The organism is Cupriavidus sp. 10L45 (genome assembly GCF_056395225.1).
This window is the reverse complement of record NZ_JBFTJC010000004.1, coordinates 139,935-160,019: the sequence shown is the minus strand read 5'-3', so window position 1 is coordinate 160,019 and position 20,085 is coordinate 139,935. Positions and strand designations below refer to the sequence as shown.

20 protein-coding genes are annotated in these 20,085 nt (G+C 67.1%); 9 read left to right on the top strand and 11 right to left on the bottom strand.

Translation table 11 applies throughout. The annotated features are described in order from the left end of the window. Window positions 1-21: 21 nt before the first annotated feature. The 8 genes from AC1DFU_RS08830 to AC1DFU_RS08795 form a co-directional block, all read right to left on the bottom strand. Complete coding sequence (locus tag AC1DFU_RS08830; RefSeq protein WP_441592763.1) at window positions 22-411, bottom strand: response regulator transcription factor; 390 nt, start codon at window positions 409-411, stop codon at window positions 22-24. A 184-nt stretch (window positions 412-595) separates the two neighbouring features. Continuing rightward, complete coding sequence (locus AC1DFU_RS08825; protein ID WP_092294820.1) at window positions 596-1,714, bottom strand: porin; 1,119 nt, start codon at window positions 1,712-1,714, stop codon at window positions 596-598. Window positions 1,715-1,718: 4 nt separating this feature from the next. Beyond that, window positions 1,719-2,006 (bottom strand): XapX domain-containing protein, encoded by a 288-nt coding sequence (locus AC1DFU_RS08820; protein ID WP_092294822.1) that lies wholly within the window; start codon window positions 2,004-2,006, stop codon window positions 1,719-1,721. 26 nt (window positions 2,007-2,032) lie between these two features. Continuing rightward, window positions 2,033-3,664: an MFS transporter gene (locus AC1DFU_RS08815; protein WP_441592761.1), complete on the bottom strand. Its 1,632-nt coding sequence runs from the start codon at window positions 3,662-3,664 to the stop codon at window positions 2,033-2,035. A 4-nt stretch (window positions 3,665-3,668) separates the two neighbouring features. Beyond that, on the bottom strand, window positions 3,669-4,094 hold the full coding sequence (locus AC1DFU_RS08810; protein ID WP_092294826.1) for a DoxX family protein: 426 nt from the start codon (window positions 4,092-4,094) through the stop codon (window positions 3,669-3,671). 36 nt (window positions 4,095-4,130) lie between these two features. Then, complete coding sequence (locus tag AC1DFU_RS08805) at window positions 4,131-6,068, bottom strand: amidohydrolase (RefSeq protein ID WP_092294828.1); 1,938 nt, start codon at window positions 6,066-6,068, stop codon at window positions 4,131-4,133. 13 nt (window positions 6,069-6,081) lie between these two features. After that, window positions 6,082-6,903 (bottom strand): alpha/beta fold hydrolase, encoded by an 822-nt coding sequence (locus AC1DFU_RS08800; RefSeq protein ID WP_092295101.1) that lies wholly within the window; start codon window positions 6,901-6,903, stop codon window positions 6,082-6,084. Window positions 6,904-7,154: 251 nt separating this feature from the next. Beyond that, window positions 7,155-7,841, bottom strand: coding sequence for a hydrolase (locus AC1DFU_RS08795; RefSeq protein WP_092294830.1), 687 nt, complete (start codon window positions 7,839-7,841; stop codon window positions 7,155-7,157). Window positions 7,842-8,209: 368 nt separating this feature from the next. Between AC1DFU_RS08795 and AC1DFU_RS08790 the strand changes: the two genes are divergently transcribed. Then, complete coding sequence (locus AC1DFU_RS08790; protein WP_092294832.1) at window positions 8,210-8,869, top strand: response regulator transcription factor; 660 nt, start codon at window positions 8,210-8,212, stop codon at window positions 8,867-8,869. A gap of 25 nt (window positions 8,870-8,894) precedes the next feature. Here AC1DFU_RS08790 and AC1DFU_RS08785 read toward each other — a convergent pair whose 3' ends face one another. Together AC1DFU_RS08785 and AC1DFU_RS08780 are read right to left on the bottom strand one after the other, a co-directional pair. Next, window positions 8,895-9,017, bottom strand: a complete 123-nt coding sequence (locus tag AC1DFU_RS08785; RefSeq protein ID WP_255370820.1) for a hypothetical protein — start codon at window positions 9,015-9,017, stop codon at window positions 8,895-8,897. A gap of 25 nt (window positions 9,018-9,042) precedes the next feature. Then, on the bottom strand, window positions 9,043-9,516 hold the full coding sequence (locus AC1DFU_RS08780) for a hypothetical protein (RefSeq protein WP_441592760.1): 474 nt from the start codon (window positions 9,514-9,516) through the stop codon (window positions 9,043-9,045). Window positions 9,517-9,884: 368 nt separating this feature from the next. Here AC1DFU_RS08780 and AC1DFU_RS08775 point away from each other — a divergent pair, with 368 nt between their 5' ends. The 8 genes from AC1DFU_RS08775 (at window position 9,885) to AC1DFU_RS08740 (ending at window position 19,270) form a co-directional block, all read left to right on the top strand. Next, window positions 9,885-10,616: a glutathione peroxidase gene (locus AC1DFU_RS08775; protein ID WP_441592759.1), complete on the top strand. Its 732-nt coding sequence runs from the start codon at window positions 9,885-9,887 to the stop codon at window positions 10,614-10,616. A gap of 178 nt (window positions 10,617-10,794) precedes the next feature. Next, a complete protein-coding gene (locus AC1DFU_RS08770) occupies window positions 10,795-12,201 on the top strand; it encodes a dihydrolipoyl dehydrogenase (protein WP_441592758.1) in 1,407 nt (468 codons plus the stop codon). Window positions 12,202-12,430: 229 nt separating this feature from the next. Beyond that, window positions 12,431-13,816, top strand: a complete 1,386-nt coding sequence (locus tag AC1DFU_RS08765; protein WP_092294840.1) for an NAD-dependent succinate-semialdehyde dehydrogenase — start codon at window positions 12,431-12,433, stop codon at window positions 13,814-13,816. Then, window positions 13,816-14,841, top strand: a complete 1,026-nt coding sequence (locus tag AC1DFU_RS08760) for an alcohol dehydrogenase (protein WP_211942885.1) — start codon at window positions 13,816-13,818, stop codon at window positions 14,839-14,841. The genes AC1DFU_RS08765 and AC1DFU_RS08760 overlap by 1 nt, the downstream gene beginning before the upstream one ends. A 28-nt stretch (window positions 14,842-14,869) precedes the next feature. Then, window positions 14,870-15,277, top strand: coding sequence for a GFA family protein (locus AC1DFU_RS08755; RefSeq protein WP_092294844.1), 408 nt, complete (start codon window positions 14,870-14,872; stop codon window positions 15,275-15,277). A 36-nt stretch (window positions 15,278-15,313) separates the two neighbouring features. Then, on the top strand, window positions 15,314-15,769 hold the full coding sequence (locus AC1DFU_RS08750) for a (2Fe-2S)-binding protein (RefSeq protein ID WP_092294846.1): 456 nt from the start codon (window positions 15,314-15,316) through the stop codon (window positions 15,767-15,769). 1 nt (window position 15,770) lies between these two features. Next, window positions 15,771-17,987, top strand: coding sequence for a xanthine dehydrogenase family protein molybdopterin-binding subunit (locus AC1DFU_RS08745; protein WP_144196540.1), 2,217 nt, complete (start codon window positions 15,771-15,773; stop codon window positions 17,985-17,987). 11 nt (window positions 17,988-17,998) lie between these two features. Then, window positions 17,999-19,270: a c-type cytochrome gene (locus AC1DFU_RS08740; protein ID WP_441592757.1), complete on the top strand. Its 1,272-nt coding sequence runs from the start codon at window positions 17,999-18,001 to the stop codon at window positions 19,268-19,270. A gap of 28 nt (window positions 19,271-19,298) precedes the next feature. On the opposite strand, the gene AC1DFU_RS08735 is transcribed toward AC1DFU_RS08740, so the two are convergent. Next, window positions 19,299-20,084, bottom strand: coding sequence for an enoyl-CoA hydratase/isomerase family protein (locus AC1DFU_RS08735; protein WP_441592756.1), 786 nt, complete (start codon window positions 20,082-20,084; stop codon window positions 19,299-19,301). Window position 20,085: the final 1 nt, after the last annotated feature.

Sequence of the window (20,085 nt, the reverse complement as noted above, 5' to 3'; positions counted from 1 at the left end):
GGGGTGGGGCGTTGCGCCGCGCTAGGCGCCGGGATCTTCCGGGGCGGGCGCCAGCGCGCGCTCGATGCACGCAATGATAGCCGTGTCGAGGAAAGGCTTGTGCAGGAAGCATGCCGCGCTGGCGGCCACGGCGCGGGCTTCGTAGCCCGCCTGTGCGAACGCGGTCATGAAGATCACGGGCATGTGCAGGTCGCGCGCCCGCAGGGCCTCGCACAGCTCGAACCCGTTCATCTCGGGCATCTGTACGTCGGTTATCAGGCAGGAAACCGTATCGAGGGCGGCCGATTGCAGCAGTTCCTCGCCGCTGCCGTACAGCGCGACGGCGAGGTCGAACGAGCGCACGAGCCGTCCCAGGGCGTGTCGGACCGACGCGTCGTCGTCGACGATGGCGATCACCGGGGTGGCAGTCACACGGGATTCCTTGAGTAGTCCGGAGCGATGACGGGGCCGATTCGGGGCCCCCATCGCTTGCTCACAGCATACTGCCAGGCGGGCGCGGCCCATATCATACGGTGGTATTGTCGGCGCCCGTCCCACACGGCAGCCGCGCCGGACCTCGCCGGCGGACTCATACCTAGGTATGTCTTGCAGCGCTTCAGAAATAGTGGCGCATGCCCAGGGCAAAGGTCTGCGGATCGGCCCCCGCGCTGACGCCAAGCTCGTTGATGGCGAAGTCGTAGACCGCGTTCGGGCGGTTGTTGATCCGGCTATACCAGGCGAACAGGGCCGTGCGCTTGGAGAGCGGGTAGTCGTAGCCAACCGTCACCTGCGTGGCGCCCGTGCCGGAGCCGCTCCGGAAAAAGCCGACGGTGTCCGTGGACGAGCCCGTGCCATTGGCGGCATAGGCGAAGCCGATCCGCACGCTGCCGGGGCCGAGCTGCTGCACCAGCGAGGCATAGTAGCCGTTGCGCTGGAGGTCGCCGGTGTCGGTGCGGTAGTGCAGGTGCTCGTAGATGGCGGAGACGCGCGTGCCGGCGAACAGCTGGTAGGCCACGCCGACCTTGATGGCGTCGTCGTTGCGGCCGGCGGCCTGGTAGTGCTGGTGCACCTCGTAGGCCAGGGTTGCGTTCAGCGGGCCGCGCTCGTAGACCGCCGCCGCCGAGTACAGCGCCGGATTGCGCGCCACGGTGGTCTTCTCCTCCGGCAGCCCCCAGCCCAGCCAGACGCTTACGCCACCGAACTGCGGCGAGCGATATTGCACGATGTTCTTCTGGCGGCGATCGAACGAACTGGTGTCCTGCACGTTGTCCGACGAGGACGTGGAGCCGTTGCCGATCAGCGCCATGTAGCCGGCGGTGGTCGGGTAGTACGGGTCGTAGGCCGCCGTCGACTCGGTATAGGGCGTCTGCCAGTGCCCCATGAACAGCAGGCCGTAGTCGCCCTGGAGGCCGACGCGCGAGTTGCGGCTGGCGATCTGGCCCTGGCCGGTATCGAGCGACAGGTTGCTCTCGATCTGCCACAGCGCCTTCAGGCTGCCGCCGAGACCTTCCTCGCCGCGCAGGCCGAACACGGAGCGGTAGTTGGTCTGCCGCACCACGCTGCCCAGCGCGGTGCCGTCGGTGGCCGTGCTGGCGCGGCTATATTCGATGGCCGTGTTGAGGCGGCCGTAGATGGTCACGGAACTCTGCGCTGCGGCAGGCCCGCCGGCCACGCACAGTCCCAACCCCAACCCCAGCGCGGCGACGCGCGGCGATACAAGACGTCGGTACGGCATGGGGTCAGCGCTGGCTCTCGTTGGGGTTGGCGGCCTCGGCCTTGTTGGCTGCGGTCAGCGTGCTGGGCGGCGCGCCGGTGATCTTCGGCACGCATTCGCTGTGGAACCACGCGGCGGTGACCGGCTCGCCGGCCAGCATGCGCTTGATCGGCGGCACGACCTGCTCGCCGATCAGCATGCCCAGCAGGCCGATCAGTGCCACCACGGGCGGCGCCGGGGAGCGCACCTGCATCAGCGCGTAGATGATGCCGACGAGAATGCCGGCGCCCAGGGAGACGAGATAGAGCTTCATGATGGTCTCGATATAAATGGGAGGGGTCAGACAGCCGGCTTGCCCGGGGGCAGGCCAACGCCCAGCAGGTGGCGCACGCGGGGCGGCGTGGCGCCGGTGTGGTAGCGCGTGACATCGCGCTGGAGGTCGGCGTCGGCGTGGTGCACGCGCTCGTGCTGGCGCATGTGTTCGGCCCAGGATTCGACCAGGAACCACTCGGTCAGCAGTTCGGGGTCGGCCGGGTCCTCCATCACGCCCCAGTTGAACGCGCCGTCGCGCAGGCGCTCGTCGGACAGCTTGTGCACGGCGCGCAGGAAGGCGTCGCGATCCGCGGCGGTGACGCAGTACTCGATCAGGATCATGACCGGGCCACGGTCCTGGGCGATCTCACCCGCCATCTCCGGCTGAGGCCAGTGCCGTGCCGGGACAAGGTCTTCCTCGCCCTGCGGCAGGCGCAGGCGGTGCAGGAGCAGCGCGGCCACGACCAGCCCCGCCGCCGCGATCAGCAGCGCGTTCGGCGTGCCGGTCTCTTGTGCCACGAAGCCCCACAGCAGGCTGCCGCCGGCCATCGCCCCGTTGAACACCATCTGGTAGACCGCCAGCGCACGGCCGCGCACCCAGTTCGGCAGAATCGCCTGCGCCACGCCGCCGAGCGTGGTCAGCGCGGAAATCCATGCCGCACCGAGCAGCAACAGCAGCGGCAGGGCGATCCAGACCGGCGGCGCCACGGACAGCACCGCCATGACGCCCGCCGTGACGAGGGCGGAGAGCAGCACCATGCCATCGGCATCGAGCCGGCGTTGCAGCTTGGGCATGATCAGCGCGCCGAGGATGGCGCCGGCGCCCACGCCGCCCAGCAGCACGCCGTAGAGGCTGGCGCCCCCGTGCAGCAACTGCTTGGCGACCAGCGGCAGCAGCGCCCAGATGCTGCTGCCGAACGCGAAATGGACGGCGGCGCGCGCCAGTACTACGTGGAGTTGGCTGTGGGCGCGCGTGAAGCGCAGGCCGGCGCGGAAGGCGCCGAAGAAATGCTCGCGCAGCGGGTCGGTGGCGCGCTCGGGGCGCTTCCACCAGAGCAGCGCGGCAATCACGAAGATATAGCTGAGCAGGTCCAGCCCGTAGGTGGTGGCCGCGCCGAACGCGGCCAGCAGCAGGCCGCCGGCAGCAGGCCCGATGGCGCGCGCGATGTTCACGCCCAGCGCGTTGAGCGCCACGGCGCGCTTCAGCTCCTGCATCGGCACCAGTTCCGGCACGATCGACTGCCACGTGGGCCCCATCATGGCCGCGCCGATGCCGCCGGCGAAGGCCATCGCGATCAGGATCTCGATGGTCAGCGCCTGATTCCAGGCGAGCAGCATCAGCGTGCCGCTGACCGCCGCCATGCCGAACTGGATGACGATCAGGAAGCGGCGCCGGTCGAGGATGTCCGACAGCACGCCGGCCGGAATGGCCAGCAGGAACACGGGCAGCGTGGCGGCGGCCTGGATCGTGGCCACGGCGGCGGGGGAGGAAGACAGGTCCGTGGCCAGCCATGCGCTGGCCACGTCGCGCATAAAGCTGCCGATGTTGCCGAGAATGGTGGCGGCCCAGAGCACGGCGAACGTGCTCTGGGCGAGCGGTGCGAAGGTGCCGCCGGCAGGGCTGGCGGCAGTGGTGGAGGAGGAGCGGGAATCGGCCATGGAATCAGTGTCTGCGGAGGTCTTCCCACGCCACGAGCACGAAGGCCCCGGCCAGGCCCAGATGCTCGAAGAAGGCGTTGGCGAGCATGAAGCGGGCTTCGGGCGGCGCGCTCCAGAAGCGGTTGGCCATGAACGTGGCGGCGACCGTGAACACGGCCAGCGCCAGCGCGCCCAGCCAGCGCCAGCGGCCGAGCAGAATCAGCGCGGCGGCGCCCAGCTCCAGCACGATCGTGGCGACGGCCATGGGCACGGCCGGCGTGAGGCCGAAGTGCTCCATCTCGGCCACCGCGCCGGGGAAGTCGAACAGCTTGACGAGGCCGCCCTGGATATAGGCGCCGCAGAGCAGCAGTAGGGCGACCCAGCGCACCCAGCGCGGCAGGATGCCCGAGCCGGCCGTGGCCGATCTCATCGAGGAAGTGGTATCAGCCATGGCCGGTCTCCGGTCAGCAATCAAGGAACAGGGGCATCAGAACGCCCAGCACGAGCAGCCCAGCGCGCCCCAGAACGAGCTTTCGTCAGCCGTCGGCACGCTCGACGTCCACGCCTTGGCGTGCGCGTGGCCGTGCACGCCGCAGGAACTGGCGCAGCCGCAGGCGGTGGCCAGCGCGAGAGCCTTCGCTTGCGGGCGCGGCTGGTACTGGCTGCCGTGGCGGGCCGGCGACCAGTCCGGCATGGCTGGCGGAATCTCGGGCGAGAGCTTGTTGAACTCGCTGTCGCCGTAGACCACCTTGCCGCCCAGGATCGTCATCACCGAGGTGATGTCCTGGATGTCGTCGCCCGGCACGCTGAAGTAGTCCTGCGACAGCACGGCCACGTCGGCCAGCTGGCCCACCTTGATCTGGCCCTTCTTGCCGACTTCCGACGAGAACCACGTGTTGGCCTCGGTCCAGAGGCGCAGCGCGGTTTCGCGGTCGAGCAGGTTGGCCTGCGGGTACATCGCCATGCCGCCCACGGTCTTGCCCGTGGTCAGCCAGTACAGCGAGACCCACGGGTTGTAGGACGCCACGCGCGTGGCATCGGTGCCGGCGCCCACCTTGACGCCTTTCTCCAGCATCCGCTTGATCGGCGGCGTGGCCTCGGCGGCCTTGGCACCGTAGCGTTCGACGAAGTACTCGCCCTGGTAGGCCATGCGGTGCTGCACGGCGATGCCGCCGCCCAATGCCGCGATGCGGTCGATATTGCGATCGGTGATGGTCTCGGCGTGGTCGAAGAACCAGTTCAGGCCGTCGAACGGGATGTCCTTGGCCACTTTCTCGTAGACATCCAGCGCGCGCGTGATGGTCTCGTTGTAGGTGGCGTGCAGGCGCCACGGCCAGCGCTTCTCGGCCAGCAGGCGGATCACGGGCTCGAGGTCGCCTTCCATCGACGGGGGCATGTCGGGCCGCTCGACGCGGAAGTCCTCGAAGTCGGCCGCGGTGTAGACCAGCATCTCGCCGGCGCCATTGTGGCGGTAGAGATCATCGCCCTGGCCCGGCTTGACGGTCGAGGTCCAGGTCTTGAAGTCGCTCAGTTCTTCCTTGGGCTTCTGCGTGAACAGGTTATAGGCCAGCCGCACCGTGAGCTGGCCTTCCTTATGCAGTTCCTCGATGATGTTGTAGTCATCGGGATAGTTCTGGTAGCCGCCGCCGGCGTCGATCACGCCGGTCACGCCGAGCCGGTTCACTTCGCGCATGAAGTGGCGCGTGGAGTTCTTCTGGTACTCCGGCGGCAGCTTCGGGCCCTTGGCCAGCGTGGCGTACAGGATGGTAGCGTTGGGCTTGGCCAGCAGCAGGCCCGTGGGGTTGCCAGCCTTGTCGTGCACGATCTCGCCGCCCGGGGGATTCGGGGTGTCTTTGTTGTAGCCCACCGCACGCAGCGCGGCGCCGTTGAGGATGGCGCGGTCGTACAGGTGGAGGATGAAGACCGGGGTGTCCGGCGCGGCGGCGTTCAGTTCCTCGATGGTGGGCAGGCGTTTCTCGGCGAACTGGTGCTCGGTGAAGCCCCCCACCACGCGCACCCATTGCGGAGCCGGGGTACGGGCGACCTGGTCCTTGAGCATGCGCATGGCGTCTGCCAGCGAGCGCACGCCGTCCCAGCGCAGTTCCATGTTGTAGTTCAGGCCACCCCGGATGATGTGCATGTGGCTGTCGATCAGCCCGGGAATGGCCCGCCGGCCGTTCAGGTCGACGATCTTCGTCTGCGTGCCGGCCAGTTTCATGATGTCCTGGCGCGTGCCCACGCCGACGAAGCGGCCATTCTGGATGGCGACGGCATCGGCCTGGGGGTTGGCGCGGTCGAGCGTGGCGAACTTGCCGTTGACAAGGATGAGGTCTGGCGTGGCGGATGTCATGGCGAAGAGCTCCGAAGAAGCCGCCGCACCGAGTGCGGCAGCCGAGGCAATGAAATGCCGGCGGGTAACTGACATGGTGCGGCTGGGATCAGGTGTTGAGGAAGGCGAGCAGGTCGGCGTTGATCTGGTCGGCGTGGGTCACGCACATGCCGTGCGGCGCGCCGGGGTAGACCTTCAGTGTGGCGTTCTTCACGATCTTGGCGGACAGCTTGCCGGCGTTGTCGATCGGCACGATCTGGTCGTCGTCGCCGTGCATGACCAGCGTCGGCACGTCGATCTTCTTCAGGTCGTTGGTGTAGTCCACCTCCGAGAATTCCTTGATGCACGCGTACTGGCCCAGGATGCCGCCGGCCATGCCCTGCGCCCAGAAGGCGTCGATGGTGCCTTGCGAGACCTTGGCGCCCGGACGGTTGAAGCCGAAGAACGGCACGGCCAGGTCCTTGTAGAACTGCGAGCGGTTATCCGTCACGCCCTTGCGGATGCCATCGAACACGTCCATCGGCAGGCCGTTGGGGTTGTTGGCGGTCTTGACCATGATAGGCGGCACGGCGCCGATCAGCACGGCCTTGGCGACGCGCTTGGTGCCGTGGCGGCCGATGTAGTGCGTGACTTCGCCGCCACCAGTGGAGTGGCCGACCAGCGTGGCGCCCTTGATGTCGAGCGCGTCGAGCAGCGCGGCGAGATCATCGGCGTAGGTGTCCATGTTGTTGCCCTGCGACGGCTGGCCCGAGCGGCCATGGCCGCGACGGTCATGAGCGATCACGCGGAAGCCCTTCTGCACCAGGAACAGCATCTGCGCGTCCCAGGCGTCCGCGTTGAGCGGCCAGCCGTGCGAGAACACGACCGGGCGACCCGAGCCCCAGTCCTTGTAGAAGATCTGCGTGCCGTCCTTGGTGGTGATGGTGCTCATGGTGTTGCCTCCTGCAGTGTGATGGGTGGCGCCAGCCTGCGGCTTGCCGGCTGCATTGGCCTGGGTGGTGGCGGACAGCGCGGCGACGGCGGCCACGCCGACGGTGCCGGCGCCCGAGACCAGCAGCTTGCGACGCGAGGGATTGAGCGCTTCGATTTGTTCTTGGGGTTGCATGACGGTTCTGGCGAGGAATGTGAAGGATGCGACGGAGGAGCGCTCCGCTCCCGCAGGCGGCAGCGGGGCGGCGGACATCAGCGTGCGGCGACCGGCGCCACGGACTCGTGCGGCGTGGCGGTGCGCTGGGCGGCCTTGTGGACCATCGTGTAGGCGTAGTCCACGCCCATGCCGTAGGCGCCCGAGTGCTCCTTGACGAGCTTCATCACGGCGTCATAGGAGTCGCGGTGGGCCCAGTCGCGCTGCCACTCCAGCAGCACCTGCTGCCAGGTCACCGGCACCACGCCGGCCTGCACCATGCGCTGCATGGCGTAGTCGTGGGCTTCCTTCGAGGTGCCGCCCGAGGCATCGGCGACCATGTAGATCTCGTAGTCGCCTTCCAGCATCGCGCACAGCGCGAAGGTGGTGTTGCAGACTTCGGTCCAGAGACCGGCCACGACCACCTTCTTGCGGCCGTTGGCGGCCAGGGCGTCACGCACCTTCTGGTCGTCCCACGAGTTCATCGAGGTGCGCTCGAGCGTCTTCTGGTTCGGGAACACGTCCAGGATCTCCGGGTACGTGAAGCCCGAGAACGACTCGCTTTCCACCGTCGTGATGGTGGTCGGCACGTTGAAGATCTTGGCCGCCTTGGCCAGACCCACGACGTTGTTCTTCAGCGCCTGGCGGTCCATCGACTGGACGCCGAAGGCCATCTGCGGCTGGTGGTCGATGATGATGAGCTGGCTGTTTTGCGGGGTCAGGACTTCGAGCTTCGGATTGGACATGGTATTGCTCCAGGAAACATTGGCAAGGGATTGGGGCATGCTGGTGGTAACAGCCCGGCGGAAGACTAAGCGCCTGTCCCGCTGACAGCTACTGTTCGATCGTATTAGTTTCTCGTGCGATCGGCTAAGCGGCGGTCGACACCGGGCGGCAGGAAACCCGCCACGCGCGGCCAGTCGTGTTTGCGGATGACATGGTGGCGCCTGCGCCGCGTTTGGCCAACTAACCCGATGGTATGAATGGCATGTCCGCGCTGACTATGTTGAAATGCGGGGCGCTGCGTCCGTGGTGGCCGGCGGGGCATCTCGCTGTCCTCGATATAATTCGCAGCAGATACCCGGGACCACCCCCGCGGACAGGGAGAGAAAACGTGACATCGAATAGCCTGGAGCCCGCTGACGACAGCACGCGCGACAATGCGCTGGTGCTGGTTGTCGACGACGACGCGATGCTGCGCGCGGGCCTGGGCAACCTGTTCCGCTCGGTGGGCATGGAGGTGGCGCTGTTCGCCTCGGCCGCCGAACTGCTCGAGTTCACCATTCCCGACGTGCCGTGCTGCCTCGTGCTCGATGTGCGGCTGCGCGGGCCGAGCGGGCTCGACCTCCAGACCCGGCTGGCCCAGATGGGCGTCAACATCCCCATCATCTTCATGACCGGCTACGGCGACATTGCGATGACCGTGGCGGCGATGAAGGCTGGCGCCGAGGACTTCATGGCCAAGCCGATTCGCGACCAGGATTTGCTCGACGCCGTGTCTGCCGCGCTCGACAAGGATCGTGCACGCCGCCTGGAACTGCGGCAGGCGGCGACGCTGCGCGCCAGCTACGAGGCGCTGACGCCGCGCGAGACCGAGGTCATGACGCTGGCCGTGTCCGGCCTGCTCAACAAGCAGATCGCGAGCCAGATCGGTATCAGCGAGGTCACGGTCAAGATTCATCGCGGGCAGGCCATGCGCAAGATGCGTGCGCGTACGTTCGCCGATCTCGTCCTGATGGCGCAGCAGCTCGGCATCTGCAAGCAGCGCCTCTGAAAGATATTCTCGGAAGGGGACGCGGCTAGCCCGGCCCTTGCGTGGCGGGCGGCGGCAGGCGCAAGGTCGCTTGGAACAGCGGGCGCGGCGACAGCGCGAACGTGGGCGCCGCCGTGGCCTGGGCCACCCGGGCCAGGATGCCGGACATCAGGCGTTTCTGCTGCGCGAGCGCCTCAGGCCGAACATGATTCGTGACGTGCAAAGCCATAGCGTCCTTCCTTCCCGATTGTGCTGCTGATTGTCCTGTCAGCGTCCGGCCGCGTCACGCAGCGGAATTGCGCGCTGCCTGGCGTGCGCGTGAATTGCCGGATCACGCGTTCGCACAAAAAATCCATCTTTCGGGTCTGCGACACGCAGACGTACTGCTGCACCGACGGGTGGGCGTCCACATGGTGGCGCATCGCCTGCAGCAGGGCCTCCGAGAACTGCCAGACCATGTGCGGGCAGGGCAGGCGCCAGAAGTCCGGCAGGAACATCGTGCCGTGGTCGGCCTCCACGCGCACCACCGTGACGAAGCGGGCCGCCTGGCCTGCCGGCTCATCCGCCAAGTCCTCGGGGACATCGGCAAAGAACATCACATAGCGCAAGTCGGCGAAGCCGATGCCGACGACCTCCAGGCCATCATCCACGCGCATCGTTTCCGTCACGTGAATGTCGCCGCGTCCGCCTTGCGGCGGTAGCGTGGGAAATACGCGTGTAACCAGTGCGGGGCAAATGAAGTCGTACATCGGGCAACAAAAAATGCATCACAAAAAGCGGCATACCCGCCTTTACAAGCCCGGATGCTAACTGCCGTGCAGCCCGGCGGCCCGCTTCTTTACAACATTTCACGTCAACCGGGCAGCCTTGGAAATTCCGTGCGATAGAGAAAAGCAATCGGAAAACGCCGATTGATAATAGATTGTATCAATCGTCGAGGTAGGAACGATGAATTGTACAAATCACATGGCGATCGTCAGAATCCATCCCATCGCTACGACACGTGGCGCCAATCCAACCCAGAGGAGTCTTACCAATGCTGCAATCCCGCGAAGGCCAACGCGTTCCCCAAGTCACCTTCCGTGTACGTGAGAACAATGAATGGAAGAACGTGACCACGGCCGAACTGTTCGACGGCAAGACCGTCGTGGTCTTCTCGCTGCCCGGCGCCTTCACGCCGACCTGCTCGTCGACCCACCTGCCGCGCTACAACGAACTGGCGTCGGTGTTCGCCAAGCATGGCGTGGACGACATCCTGTGCGTGTCCGTCAACGATACCTTCGTGATGAACGAGTGGTCCAAGGACCAGGAGTCGCAGAACATCACCATGATCCCCGACGGCAACGGTGAGTTCACCGACGGCATGGGCATGCTGGTGGACAAGGCCGACCTGGGCTTTGGCAAGCGCAGCTGGCGCTATTCGATGCTGGTCAAGGACGGCGTCGTGACCAAGATGTTCATCGAGCCGGAAGAGCCGGGCGACCCGTTCAAGGTCTCGGACGCCGACACGATGCTGAACCACATCGCCCCGAACGCGAAGGGCCCGGACCAGGTCGTGGTGTTCTCGAAGGTCGGCTGCTCGTTCTGTGCCAAGGCCAAGCAGCTGCTGTCGGACAACGGTTTCGAGTACATCGACGTGCCGCTGGAAAACAAGGTGCGTGGCAAGGTGCTGGGCGCAGTGTCCGGCAGCATGACGGCCCCGCAGGTGTTCATCAACGGCAATCTGATCGGCGGCGCTGAAGCGCTCGAGCAGTACCTGTCGCGCTAAGCGCATCCCTCCCGCGTCCTCCCCTGGCCCGGTTTCCCGCCGGTGTCCAGGGGGACATTTCCCGAAGCACGACAGTCGTCGGATCCGATGACATCGGGCGCCCAGCCTGGCGCCGGTGTCATGCCGTCCGCTGATTGAGAAAAAAAGCAGCAAACCGCTCATTACCAGGAATCGCATCATGAAGACGACCATCCAGACCGACGTAGCCGTGATTGGCGCAGGCACCGCTGGCCTCGCGGCCTACCGGGCCGCCATCGCGGCTGGCAAACGCGCCGTGATCATCGAAGGCGGCGCCTACGGCACCACCTGTGCCCGCGTGGGATGCATGCCGTCGAAACTGCTGATCGCCGCCGCCGAGGCCGCCCACGAGGCGCGCCACACCAGCGCATTCGGCGTGCATGTGGATGGCTCGGTGCGCGTCGATGGCCGCGAGGTCATGGCCCGCGTCCGTAGCGAACGTGACCGCTTCGTTGGCTTTGTGGTGCGCGGGACCGAGAACATTCCGGCGGCGGACCGCCTGATCGGCCACGCACGCTTCATCGACAACACGGTGCTGGAGATCGACGACCACACCACGGTGCGCGCCAGCCGCGTGGTGATTGCCACGGGTTCGCGTCCGGCCGTGCCGCCGTCGTTCCAGGTGTTTGGCGACCGGCTGATCATCAATGACGATGTGTTCGCCTGGGACGACCTGCCCGCCAGCGTGGCGGTGTTCGGCCCCGGCGTGATCGGGCTCGAACTGGGTCAGGCGCTGTCCCGTCTGGGTGTGCGGGTGCGCGTGTTTGGCGTTGGCGGCTCAGTCGGCCCGTTCACCGATCCGGCGATCCGCGCCTATGCCGCGCAGGCGTTCAACCAGGAATTCTCGCTGCAGCCGGACGCCCGCGTGACCGATATGCGCCGCGAGGGCGACGAAGCGGTGATCACGTTCGAGGATGCCGATGGCCAGCCCGTGACCGAGCGCTTTGCCTACGTGCTGGCAGCCACGGGCCGCCGCCCCAACGTCGACAACCTGGCGATAGAGAATGCCGGGCTGGCGCTCGATGCGCGCGGCGTGCCGGTCTTCGACCCGCTTACGCTCCAGTGCGGTACCGCGCCGGTGTTTATTGCCGGCGACGCCAACAACGTGCTGCCGCTGTTGCACGAGGCCGCCGACGAAGGCAAGGTCGCCGGCGACAACGCCGCGCGCTGGCCCGACGTGCGCCCGCTGGCCCGCCGCGCCATGCTGGCCGTGGTGTTCTCCGATCCGCAACTGGCCATCGTCGGCAACACTTTCGCCAGCCTGGAGCCGGGCAGCTTCGTCACCGGCGAGGTCAGCTTCGAGGATCAGGGTCGCAGCCGCGTGATGCTGAAGAACAAGGGCCTGATGCACGTCTATGCGGACATCGCCACGGGCCGCTTCCTTGGTGCTGAGTGGATGGGCCCGCGTGCCGAGAACATCGCCCACCTGTTGGCGTGGTCCTGCCAGCAGGGCCTGACCATCGCCCAGATGCTGGCCATGCCGTTCTACCACCCTGTGGTGGAAGAGGGCCTGCGCACCGCGCTGCGCGACGCGGAAGCCAAGCTGGCAGATGCGACAAAAAAGTGATGAATAAGTAGCAGCAGGACTGACCAGGGTCTGGTTGGGAGGGCCGGCAGCGGTGACGCTGTCGGCCCTTTTTTCGTTCCGGAATTGGGTCCTGGGCAGGGTGTGAAACCGTTTTCGGGACGTTGTCCATCAGACAATGTGGCAGCAGGTTGAAATTTATCGGCTGTGGTACTATTTTTATCGAAATCGTTTTCGATTCATTTTCGAAACTCTCAACAGGAGTCAGACCATGAGCTTTCGTACAGTCAATCCGGCCACGGGCGAATTCGTGAAGGAATTTCCGCTGCAAACCGATGCGCAAGTCTTCGCGGCGCTGGACACCGCGGAAAAGCGCTATCGCGAGGACTGGAAGTTCCGTTCCGTGGCCGAGCGGGCCCGCATCGTGGGCCGGGCGGCCCAGATCCTGCGCGAGAAGCGCGATGAATACGCGAAGTATCCGACCCTGGAAATGGGCAAAGTGGTCCGCTTTGGCTATATGGAGATCGATCTTGTCGCGGACATCCTGGATTACTACGCCGAGCATGGCGAACGGCTGCTCGCGGCGCAGGCATTGCCCGGCGAGCCCGGCGCCACGGTGGTGGCCGAGCCCATCGGCGTGATCCTGGCGATTGAGCCCTGGAATTTCCCTTACTACCAGCTGGTGCGCGTGGCCGCGCCGCAATTGATCGCCGGCAACGTGGTGTTGATGAAGCATGCCGAGAACGTGCCGCAGTGCGCGCTCGCCTTCGCGCGGCTGTTCGAGGAAGCCGGCGCGCCGGAGGGCGTGTACACGAACCTGTTTTGCAGCATCGACCAGATCGCCAGCCTGATCGACGATTTCCGCGTGCGCGGCGTGGCGCTTACCGGCAGCGAGCGGGCGGGCACGTCCGTGGGCGAGCGGGCCGGACGCAATCTCAAGAAGGTGATCCTGGAGCTGGGCGGCAGCGATCCGGCGCTGATCCTGGAGGGCGCGCCGCTCGATCACGCGGTGGAACAGTGCGTGATGGGCCGCACGTTCAACTCGGGGCAGGGCTGCGTCAATATCAAGCGCGTGATCGTGGTGGGCAAGACTCGGGGCGCCCAGATGCTGGCGGCGCTGAAGGAGCGGTTTGCCGCCATCAAGGTGGGCGACCCCACGGACGAGACCACGTTGCTCGGCCCCCTCGTCAGCGAACGCGCGCTGGAAGGGCTGCTCAAGCAGATCGAGGACGCCAAGGCTGCCGGCGCGACGATCGTCTACGGTGGCAAGCGGGTGGACCGCCCCGGCTTCTACCTCGAGCCGACCATCATCACTGACATCGCCGAAGACAATCCGCTGTATCAACAGGAAGCCTTCGGCCCCGTGCTGTCCTTCTATGTGGTGGATAGCGAGGAAGCGGCTATCGCCCTGGCCAACGACTCCAAGTACGGCCTGGGCGCCTTTGTCTTCGACGCCGATATCGAGCATGCGAAGCAGGTGGCGTCCCGCATCGAGTCGGGCATGGTCTACATCAACTCGTGCTTCGTCGACTCCCCGGGCCTGCCGTTCGGTGGCGTCAAGAACTCGGGCTTTGGCCGTGAACTGTCCGAACAGGGCATTGGCGAGTTCCTCAACCGCAAGCTGATCCGCATCGCCGACGCCGCCGGGAGCCAATGATGCGAACCATGCGCGCGGTGCAGGTGGCGCAGGCAGGCGGCCCGCTGGAGCTGGTGGATCGCGAGATCCCGGAGCCGCCCGCGGGGCATGTGCGGATCAAGGTGCAGGCCTGTGGCATCTGTCACAGCGACTCGCATACGCTGGATGGCTCGTGGCCGGGGATCCAGTATCCGCGTGTGCCGGGCCATGAGATTGCGGGCGTGATCGACGAGATCGGCGCTGGCGTGCAAGGCTGGCAGCCCGGGCAGCGGGTGGGCGTGGGCTGGCACGGTGGCCACTGCGGGCACTGTGACAACTGCCGGCATGGCGACTTCGTGCGCTGTGACAACCTGCGCGTGCCTGGCATCAGCTACGACGGTGGATATGCGGAGTACATGGTGGCGCCGCAGGAGGCGCTCGCCCGCATGCCGGACGCGCTTGCGGACGTCGATGCCGCGCCGCTGCTCTGCGCGGGCCTGACTACCTTCAACGCGCTGCGCCACAGCGGTGCGCGCGCCGGGGACGTGGTGGCCATCCTGGGCGTGGGCGGCCTCGGCCATATCGGCGTGCAGTTCGCGCGGCAGATGGGCTTCGTCACCGTAGCCATCGCGCTGGGGCAGGACAAGGCGACGCTGGTGTGCGACCTCGGCGCGCATCACTACATCGACGCCGCCACGCAGGATGTTGCCGAAGCGCTGCAGGCGCTCGGTGGCGCGCGCGTGATCCTGGCGACCGCGAACAGCGGCAAGGCGATGAGCGGCGCGCTCGGCGGGCTGGGCATGAACGGCAGGATGGTCATGCTCGGCTGGACCGAGGAGCCCATCGCCGTCTCGGCCACGCAGTTCATCATGCGCCGCAATGCCGTGGAAGGCTGGCCATCGGGCACGGCCGCGCAATCGCAGGAGACGCTGGCCTTCAGCGCGCTGTCCGGCGTGCGGCCGATGATCGAGCAGTACCCGCTGTCCCGCGCGGCGGAAGCCTACGAACGCATGAAGAGCGGGAAGGCCCGCTTCAAGATCGTGCTGACGCCAGACCCGTCACACTGATCCAACCTATCAACAGGGAATCCCAATCATGAAGGAAAGACAAGGCGGCTGCCTGTGCGGAGCCGTGCGTTACGTGATGAAGGGCGAGCCGGAGACGGCGGCCATCTGCCATTGCCGGCACTGCCAGAAACAGAGCGCCAGCCTGTTCTCGTTCAACCTCTTCGTGAAGGAGGCCAACTTCACGCAGCACGGCGAGACCAGGGTGTTCGAGGACCGGGGCGACAGCGGGCATCCCTCGTATCGCCATTTCTGCGGTAGTTGCGGGTCGCCCATCCTCACCCGGGTGTCGACGATGCCCGGCGTGGTGCTGGTGAAGGCAGGCACGCTGGACAGCCTGGCCGGCATCCAGCCGCCCGGCCTTGAGATCTATACCGATCGCGCGCCGTACTGGCTCGCGCCGGTGGACGGCACGCAGCGCTTCGCGCTCAGCCCCTGAGCGCTGGCGCATCCCCCCTAAACCGGAGCGGCACACATGGTAAGACTGGATATCAACGGCCGGCAGCACACGATCGATGCGCCGCCCGACATGCCCCTGCTGTGGGCGATTCGTGACCTCGTCGGCCTGACGGGCACCAAGTTCGGCTGCGGCATCGCCCAGTGCGGCGCGTGCACCGTCCACCTCGATGGCGTGGCGGTGCGGGCCTGCGTGATGCCGGTCTCGGCCGTTGGCGAGCGCAAGATCACCACGATCGAGGGCGTTAGCGCGACGCCGGCCGGCCAGCGCGTGCAGGCCGCGTGGCGCGCGCTCGATGTCGTGCAGTGCGGCTACTGCCAGTCGGGCCAGGTGATGTCGGCGGCGGCGCTGATCGCCAGCAATCCGAAGCCGAGCGACGCCGATATCGATGCCGCGATGGCAGGCAATATCTGCCGCTGCGGCACGTACAACCGCATCCGCGCCGCCGTCAGGCAGGCCGCGAAGGAAGCCTGACATGCATGGCGATGCACAGGAGACGGACGTCTCGCGCCGAGGCTTCCTCAAGTTCGCCGCGATGGTCGGCGCTGCCGGCGGCGGTGGCCTGCTGTTCGGCTTCAGCGTGCCGGCGCGCAGCCAGGGCGAAGGGCGCCGGTCGGTCATCGGCGGGGATGGCGTGGAGACGCCGCAGCCGGGCGTGTTCGCGCCCAACGCGTTCATCCAGATCGCGCGCAGCGGGCAGGTCACGCTGATCATGCCGAAGGTGGAGATGGGGCAGGGCGTCTATACGTCGATTCCCATGCTGTTGGCGGAGGAGCTGGAAGTGCCGCTGGAGCGCATCACGCTCGTCCATGCGCCGCCCGATGGCAAGCTGTTCAACGACCCGCTGCTGGGCGAGCAACTGACCGGCGCCTCGACCTCGATCCGCTACGCGTGGGAGCCGATGCGCAAGGCCGGCGCCAGCGCGCGGACGCTACTCGTCACGGCTGCCGCGCGGCGCTGGAAGGTCGATCCATCGACCTGTATCGCGCAGGCGGGCCGGGTAACGCATCCGCCCAGCCGCCGCAGCATCGGCTATGGCGAGCTGGTAGACGACGCGGCGAAGCTGCCGCCGCCGCAGGACGTCCGGCTCAAGGCGCCGAAGGATTTCCGGCTGATCGGCACGCGGGTGAAGCGGCTCGACTCCCCGGAGAAGGTCGACGGCACCGCCATGTTCGGCCTGGACGTGCGGCTGCCGGGCATGGTCTATGCGGCGATTGCCACGTGCCCGGTGTTCGGCGGCACGCTGGCCAGCGTCGATGACACGCACGCCCGCAAGATGCCCGGGGTGCAGCAGGTGGTCCGCTTCGACAACGGTGTGGCCGTGATCGGCGCCCACACCTGGGCGGCAAAGCGCGGGCTGCAGGCGCTGGTGATTCGCTGGAACGAAGGGCCGGGCGCCAAGGTATCGACGGAGACGATCGTCGCCGACCTCGTCAAGGCCTCGCGCCGCAGCGGCGCCGTGGCGCGCCGGGAAGGCGATGTCGACAAGGCATTCGCCAAGGCCCGCACGCGCATCGATGCGGTCTTCCAGCAGCCGTTCCTCGCGCACGCGACCATGGAGCCGGTGAACTGCACCGTGCATGTGCGCCCGGATGGCTGCGAAGTCTGGACCGGCACGCAGGTGCCCGGGCGCGTGGTCGATGCGGCCGCCAGGGTCACCGGACTGCCGCCCGGCAAGATCACCGTGCACAACTACCTGCTCGGCGGCGGCTTCGGCCGGCGGCTGGAAATCGACATGGTCACGCAGGCCGTGAAGATCGCCCGGCAACTGCGCGTGCCGGTGAAGGTGGTGTGGACGCGCGAGGAAGACATCCAGCACGACATGTACCGCCCGTACTACTACGACCGGATTTCCGCCGGGCTGGACGATAGCGGCAAGCCGCTGGCCTGGCAGCACCGCATTGTCGGCTCCTCGATCATGGCCCGCTACGCGCCGGCCGCGATGATGCCGAATGGCGTCGATCCCGATGCCGTGGCGGTGGCGGCGGAATTGCCCTACGACCTGCCCAACCAGCTGGTTGACTACGTGCGCCAGGAGCCGCGGGACGTGCCAACGGCCTTCTGGCGCGGCGTCGGGCCCACGCGCGGCGCCTTTGTGGTCGAGAGCTTTATCGACATGCTGGCGCAAGCCGCCAAGGTGGACCCGGTGGCGTACCGGCGGGATCTGCTGCGCAAGTCCCCGCGCGCGTTGTATGTGCTGAACGAGGCGGTGCGGGCCTCCGGATGGAAGCCGGGCGTGTCCCAGGGCAATGGCCGGGGCAGCGGCGTCTCCGTGATGCATGCGTTCGACAGCTTTTTCGCGATGGTCGTCGATGTGACCGTGCAGAACGGCGAGGTGCGCGTGAACCGCGTCACCTGCGTGGTCGACTGCGGCATGGCGGTCAACCCGGACACGATCGAGGCGCAGATGCAGGGCGGCATCATCTTTGGCCTGACGGCGGCGCTCTACAGCCAGATCACGATCCGGGCGGGCCGGGTCGAGCAGAGCAACTTCAACGACTACCGGATGCTGCGCATCAACGAGACACCGGAGATCGACGTCCATATCGTCAAGAGCAGCGAGGCGCCGGGCGGCATCGGCGAGCCGGGAACGTCCGCGCTCCAGCCCGCGCTGGCCAACGCCATCCACGCGGCCACGGGCCGGCGGCTGCACACCCTGCCGGTGGGCGATCAACTGAAGGCGCGCACGTGAGCACAGAAACGATGAACAAGCTGAAATCCACGGGTGCGCTGCTCGGCACCGCGCTGCTGGCGTTCGGGGCGGCGCCCGCACAGGCCGCCACGGCGGTGGACCAGGCGCTGGTCGCGCGCGGCGAGTATCTGGCCAGGCTCGGCGACTGCGTGGCCTGCCACTCGGCGCCGGGCGGCAAGCCCTTCGCGGGCGGGCTGCCGATGACGACGCCGCTGGGCCGCATCTACACCACCAATATCACGCCCGATCCGGCCACCGGCATCGGCGGCTATACGCAGGCGGCGTTCAACCGTGCCATGCGCGAAGGCGTGGCGAAGGACGGCCACAACCTGTATCCGGCCATGCCGTATCCGTCCTACGCCAAGGTCAACGATGCCGACCTGACCGCGCTCTACGCGTATTTCATGCATGGTGTGCCGGCGGTGCGGCAGGCCAACCGGGCGTCCGACATCCGCTGGCCGATGAATATGCGCTGGCCGCTCAAGCTCTGGAACCTCGTCTTCCTCGAAAAGGCCGTCTATAAGGAAAAGCCCGGCCAGGGCGCCGCGTGGAACCGCGGCGCCTATCTGGTGCAGGGGCTGGGGCATTGCGGCTCCTGCCACACGCCGCGTGGCGTCGGCTTCCAGGAGAAGGCGCTGGACGAGGGCGGCAAGGCGTTCCTTGCCGGCGCGCTGCTCGATGGCTGGTACGCCTCGAACCTGACCGGCGAGCACAACGTGGGGCTGGGGCGCTGGAGCGCAGCCGATATCGCGGGGTTCCTGAAGGATGGGGCAAACCGGCACGCGACGGCGTTTGGGCCGATGTCCGAGGTCATCCACAACAGCACGCAGGCGATGACCGATGGCGATTTCGCGGCGATGGCCGCCTACCTGAAGTCGCTCCCGGCACAGGGTGGCAACGGCGCTCCGCCTTACGCGTACGACGCCCGGACGACCACGGTGGCCTTGCAGCGCCCGGCTGGCAACGCCGGCGCGCGGCTATACGCCACGTACTGCATGCAGTGCCACGGCGCGGACGGGCGCGGCGTTGCGCCCCTGCTCGCGCCGCTGGCTGGCAATCCGAACGTGCTGGAGCGCGATGCGTCGTCGCTGATCAACGTGACGCTGCACGGCACGCCGGACCTCGTGATCCGCGGCATTCCGGCGCCGTATCCGATGCCGAAGTACGCCGCCATCCTGAGCGACCGCGACGTCGCCGAGGTGCTGACCTTCATCCGCGCCAGCTGGAACAACAGCGCCCCGGCCGTCAGCCCGGACGCCGTGGAGAAGCTCCGGCGCGAGTGACCCTGCGCCGGTGCTTCACCGGCCGGCGTCAGCTTCCGATATAGGCGGCCGGTCGCCGCTCGACGAATGCCGTGGCGCCCTCGCGGGCGTCGCGGCTGCGCAGCAGCAGCCGCTGCAAGGCCGATTCCTCGAACAGCCCGGCCTCCAGCGTGAGGTCATGGCTGGCGAGCACGGCGCGCCGCGCGGCGATGACGGCCAGCGGACCATTTCCGGCAATCTGGCGCGCGATCTTGAGCGCGGCTGCCTCCAGTCCCGCCTTCGGCACCAGTTCGGTCACCAGCCCGTGGTTCAGGGCGAAGCTGGCATCGAAGGTGTCGCCGGTCAGGATCATCCGCATGGCTACACCCATCCCCGCCACCTTTGCCAGCCGCTGGGTGCCACCACCGCCGGGAAGAATCCCCAGCCGGACCTCCGGCAAAGCGAAAGTCGATTCGGGCGTGGCGAGGCGGATGTCGCAGGCCAGCGCCAGCTCCAGCCCGCCGGCCACGCAGATGCCGTCGATAGCTGCAATCGTCGGCTTGACCACGTCCCCGGCGCCGGTCAGGCCGGCAAAGCTGATGATGGATGTGGGCGCGTCGCTCTCGGCGAGTTCGCGCCGATAGGTGAGATAGTTGCCAATATCGGCCCCCGTGCAGAAGGCGCGACCGCCCCGCGCGGAGAGGACGGCGACTTTGAGTTGCGGGTCGTCGTTGAAGCGCTTCCAGGCGCCGGCCAGCGCCCGGTCGTGTTCGACGTCGAGCGCGTTGTGGCGCTCGGGGCGGTCAATGATGATGTGGGCGATGGCGTGGTCGATGATCTGAAAGTCGATGGACATC

What these genes read in the sequence shown, in the direction of transcription:
- AC1DFU_RS08740 (WP_441592757.1), top strand. Translation starts at nt 17,999, where the DNA reads ATGAACAAGCTGAAATCCACGGGTGCGCTGCTCGGCACCGCGCTGCTG.
- AC1DFU_RS08770 (WP_441592758.1), top strand. Translation starts at nt 10,795, where the DNA reads ATGAAGACGACCATCCAGACCGACGTAGCCGTGATTGGCGCAGGCACC.
- AC1DFU_RS08785 (WP_255370820.1), bottom strand. Translation starts at nt 9,017, where the DNA reads ATGTCCGGCATCCTGGCCCGGGTGGCCCAGGCCACGGCGGCGCCCACG.
- AC1DFU_RS08795 (WP_092294830.1), bottom strand. Translation starts at nt 7,841, where the DNA reads ATGTCCAATCCGAAGCTCGAAGTCCTGACCCCGCAAAACAGCCAGCTC.
- AC1DFU_RS08800 (WP_092295101.1), bottom strand. Translation starts at nt 6,903, where the DNA reads ATGAGCACCATCACCACCAAGGACGGCACGCAGATCTTCTACAAGGAC.
- AC1DFU_RS08760 (WP_211942885.1), top strand. Translation starts at nt 13,816, where the DNA reads ATGCGAACCATGCGCGCGGTGCAGGTGGCGCAGGCAGGCGGCCCGCTG.
- AC1DFU_RS08815 (WP_441592761.1), bottom strand. Translation starts at nt 3,664, where the DNA reads ATGGCCGATTCCCGCTCCTCCTCCACCACTGCCGCCAGCCCTGCCGGC.
- AC1DFU_RS08805 (WP_092294828.1), bottom strand. Translation starts at nt 6,068, where the DNA reads ATGTCAGTTACCCGCCGGCATTTCATTGCCTCGGCTGCCGCACTCGGT.
- AC1DFU_RS08735 (WP_441592756.1), bottom strand. Translation starts at nt 20,084, where the DNA reads ATGTCCATCGACTTTCAGATCATCGACCACGCCATCGCCCACATCATC.
- AC1DFU_RS08775 (WP_441592759.1), top strand. Translation starts at nt 9,885, where the DNA reads ATGCTGCAATCCCGCGAAGGCCAACGCGTTCCCCAAGTCACCTTCCGT.
- AC1DFU_RS08765 (WP_092294840.1), top strand. Translation starts at nt 12,431, where the DNA reads ATGAGCTTTCGTACAGTCAATCCGGCCACGGGCGAATTCGTGAAGGAA.
- AC1DFU_RS08750 (WP_092294846.1), top strand. Translation starts at nt 15,314, where the DNA reads ATGGTAAGACTGGATATCAACGGCCGGCAGCACACGATCGATGCGCCG.
- AC1DFU_RS08745 (WP_144196540.1), top strand. Translation starts at nt 15,771, where the DNA reads ATGCATGGCGATGCACAGGAGACGGACGTCTCGCGCCGAGGCTTCCTC.
- AC1DFU_RS08820 (WP_092294822.1), bottom strand. Translation starts at nt 2,006, where the DNA reads ATGAAGCTCTATCTCGTCTCCCTGGGCGCCGGCATTCTCGTCGGCATC.
- AC1DFU_RS08810 (WP_092294826.1), bottom strand. Translation starts at nt 4,094, where the DNA reads ATGGCTGATACCACTTCCTCGATGAGATCGGCCACGGCCGGCTCGGGC.
- AC1DFU_RS08825 (WP_092294820.1), bottom strand. Translation starts at nt 1,714, where the DNA reads ATGCCGTACCGACGTCTTGTATCGCCGCGCGTCGCCGCGCTGGGGTTG.
- AC1DFU_RS08755 (WP_092294844.1), top strand. Translation starts at nt 14,870, where the DNA reads ATGAAGGAAAGACAAGGCGGCTGCCTGTGCGGAGCCGTGCGTTACGTG.